3 protein-coding genes are annotated in these 3,315 nt (G+C 82.1%); all 3 read right to left on the reverse strand.

The features are described 5' to 3' along the window. The coding region (locus AB8M62_RS20010; protein WP_373695022.1) for a hypothetical protein at window positions 1-956 on the reverse strand (956 nt) is incomplete at its 3' end. Continuing rightward, window positions 953-2,140 carry an ATP-binding protein gene (locus tag AB8M62_RS20015; protein ID WP_369056613.1) on the reverse strand — a complete coding sequence of 396 codons (1,188 nt, stop codon included), beginning with the start codon at window positions 2,138-2,140 and terminating at the stop codon, window positions 953-955. The genes AB8M62_RS20010 and AB8M62_RS20015, both read right to left, overlap by 4 nt. Before the next feature lie 18 nt (window positions 2,141-2,158). After that, window positions 2,159-2,878 (reverse strand): response regulator, encoded by a 720-nt coding sequence (locus tag AB8M62_RS20020; protein WP_369070669.1) that lies wholly within the window; start codon window positions 2,876-2,878, stop codon window positions 2,159-2,161. Window positions 2,879-3,315: the final 437 nt, after the last annotated feature.

Below are 3,315 nucleotides of genomic sequence, written 5' to 3' on the forward strand. Positions count from 1 at the left end.
GCCCCGCCCGCCGCGGCCGCCGGCACGAGCGCCGCCGCCAGCACCGTCCGCACGGCGGCCACCAGGTCCGCCGTCCCGGCGGCGGCCGCCTCCCGCCGGTCGTCGACGACCTCCACCACCGCCCCCGCCTCCCGCGCGGCGCGCAGCAGGGCCCGCAGCGGTCCGTCGAGCAGCGCCCGCGCGTGCAGGTCGTCGCGCAGCTGGCGCTCCAGCGCGGCGCACTCGCGCGCCAGCGCCGGCCAGTCCGCGCCGGTCCCGCCGGCGTCCTCGCCCCCGCCGCCGGTGGCCGGCCCGCCGGGCCGGCTCTGCGCCACGCGGCGCAGCAGCGGGACCACGTCGTGCTGCAGCTCCGCGCGCCGCTGCCGGGCGCTGGTGTCGCGGGCCGCGGCGGCGGCCGCCTCGGCGACCGCGACCCCGGCCCGCTCCTCGTAGCGGGCGACGTCCCGCTCGGCGCGGTCGAACAGGTGCCGCACCCCGGCGGTCGCCGCGCACCACATGATCGCCGGCTGGCACAGCGCGGCGATCGTCACCGCGTCGGTGCCGGGCGGGTCCGCGGGCAGCACGCAGACGGTGACCACGGCCGCCAGGCCCAGCTCCCCGGCCAGCGCCGCCCGCCAGCGGCGCCGCACGACGAGGGCCGCCGCGACGACCTGGACCGCCCCGGGCCACCAGTTGGCGTAGGTGCGCCACGCCTCCACCGGCAGGTGCGGCATGACCATCAGCCCGGCCAGCGGCAGCACGGCCGCGGCCGCCCACGCCTGCGCCGCGCTCAGGTGCACGGGCCCGCCGCGCAGCGGCCGCAGCAGCCACGCGCTGACCCCGCAGACGAGGACGACGGCGGCCAGCGACAGGGCGGGCGCGCGCGTCGTCTCCAGCGACAGCAGCGCCACGAGCGGGGCGTGCGCGAACAGCCACAGCGGCGCCCCGACCGCGCACGCGCGCTGCACGGGCGTCACGGCGCGCCGTCCCCGGGCGCGGCCAGCGGCACCCGCAGCACGACCCGGGTGCCGCGCCCGGGCGCGGACAGCACCTGCGCGCGCCCGCCGACCGCCTCGACCCGGCGGGCCACGGACACGGCCAGGCCCAGCCGGCCACCCGCGACGGCGGCCGGGTCGAAGCCGACGCCCTCGTCGCGCACCTCCACCACGACGGCGCCGTCCGCCACGGCGGCCGCGACGGTGGTCGGGGGCACCGGCCCGCCCGGGCCGCCGCCGTGCCGGACGGCGTTGCGGACGGCCTCCGCCGCGGCGTCGGCCACCGCGTCGGCCACGTCGGCCGTCAGCCGGGCGCCGGCGGGTGCGGCGGCGAGGGCGCCGACCTCCACGACGGCCCCGGGGGCGCGGCGGTGCGCGGCCTCGGCCAGGCGCCCGGCCAGGCCCGCCGGCCCGGCCAGCGGCACGGGGGCGGGGGCCGCGTCGCGCCCCAGCCGCCGCAGCGCGGTCCGGGCGGCGTCCCCGGCCACCGCCCGGTCCTCGCCCGTGCGGGCCGCCGCCGCCACGGACAGGACGGCCAGCACGTCGTCGTGGACGATCGCGTCCCAGCGCGCGTGCTCGCGCTCGGCGGCGCCCGCGGCGGCGGCGCGGGCGGCCGCGGCGTCCGCCTGGGTGCGCGCGGTGGCGACCTGGTCGGCGGCGGCGCGGACGGCCTGCACGGCGACGGAGGCGGCGGCGACGATGACGAGCAGCAGGAGACCGTCCAGGACGACCTCCAGCGGGGTCTGCCGCCACGTCCCGGTCAGCGGGAGCGCGCCGCGCACGGCGATGTGCACGAGCCCCAGGACCAGCGCGGGTCCCAGGGGCAGCACCACGGCGGCGGCGCCCACCGTCGCCGGGGACAGCGCCAGCTCCCACGGCGCCGGTGCCCCCGCGGCGGCCGGCGGGGCGAGGACCGCGTGCCCCAGGACGAGCGCGTTGCCGGTGACCACGACGGCCCAGCAGGCGCCCCGCAGCCCCTCGCCCGTCCAGGCGGCGCGCACCAGCGCGACGACCAGCCCGACGTGCGCGGCCGCGGCGGTGGCGGACCACCAGGCCGGTTCGGCCGTCGTGCGCCCCAGCAGGTCGGTGGCGACGGTGGGCCAGATGGACACCAGGGCCACGGCGACCACCAGGGCCACCAGGCGGCGCACGCCCCGCGCGCTCACCCGCGGCTCACCGCCCGCTCACCCCGCAGGGTCGGGGTCCGGGGGCGCGGCGCGCGGGCCGGGCTCGTGGGGGCGCAGGACGCCGTCCTCGACCGCGCGCCGGTACAGCTCCATCCGCGTGTAGGCGGGCCGGTCCAGGGCGGCGTACTTGGCCCGGATGCGCTTGAGGTAGCTCTTGGCGGTCTCCAGGGTCACCCCCAGGCGCAGCGCCACCGAGCGCGCGGGCATCCCGCCGGCGTACAGCTCCAGGACGCGCCGCTCCTGCGGGGACAGGTGGTCGGCCAGGTCGGCGTCCACCTGCAGCGCGGCGGCCGTCTCGGCCGAGGCGAGCGTCTCCCCGGCGGCGACGGCGCGCACCGCCTCGGCGACCGTGGCCACGGGCCGGTCCTTGAGCAGGACGCCCTGGGCGCCCGCCTGCAGCGCCTCGAGGGCTGCGTCGTGCTGGCGGCCCTCGGTGTAGACGACGACGCGGCAGCCGGCGTCGACGAGGGCGGTGACGTTGTCGCGGGGGCGGGAGCCGTCGCCCAGGCGCAGGTCCAGCAGGACGACGTCCGGCGCCGGCTCGCCGTCCGCGCCGGCGAGCAGCTCGGGCACGGTGGCCGCCGTGCGGGTCAGCCGCAGGCCCGGGTCGACCCCGGCCAGCTCGACCCGCAGGCCCGCCAGCAGGGCCGGGTGGTCGTCGACCGCGGCCAGGCGCAGCGCGCCGCGCGGGTCCCCGTGCTCGGCCTCGTGCGTCACGACCCCTCCACTAGCCCGCAGGGGGCCGTCGTCTAGATGAGGTGCACACCGTAGCGAGCCCGCGGCGCGCCGACCCGCGGCGCGCGCTCCGGCGGCGCCGCGGCCGTGGGCGGGAGGCGCCCGGGCGCCCGGGCGGTGGACGGCGGGTGGACGGCCGGTGGACGTCTGGTGAGCACCCCGGTGCGCGCGACGCCGGGGCGGCGCGGGAGCCCCGAAAGGGGGTCGCGCTCGCGCCCTCGTGGCCGAGCGCGTTCTGGGAGGATGCTGGACGCGCACCCCGCCGGGGGGACGGGGTGCCGTCGACGCAGGAGGAGGGGGGGGGGGGGGGGGGGGGGGGGGGGGGGGGGGGGGGGGGGGGGGGGGGGGGGGCGGGGCGCGTGGGCGCGCGGATCCCCGCGCGCGCGCGCTGGCGGACCTCCTCGGGGCGGGGGCGGCGG

Origin of the sequence: Kineococcus terrestris, from assembly GCF_041020755.1 — a bacterium.
Classification (GTDB): Bacteria; Actinomycetota; Actinomycetes; order Actinomycetales; family Kineococcaceae; genus Kineococcus; species Kineococcus terrestris.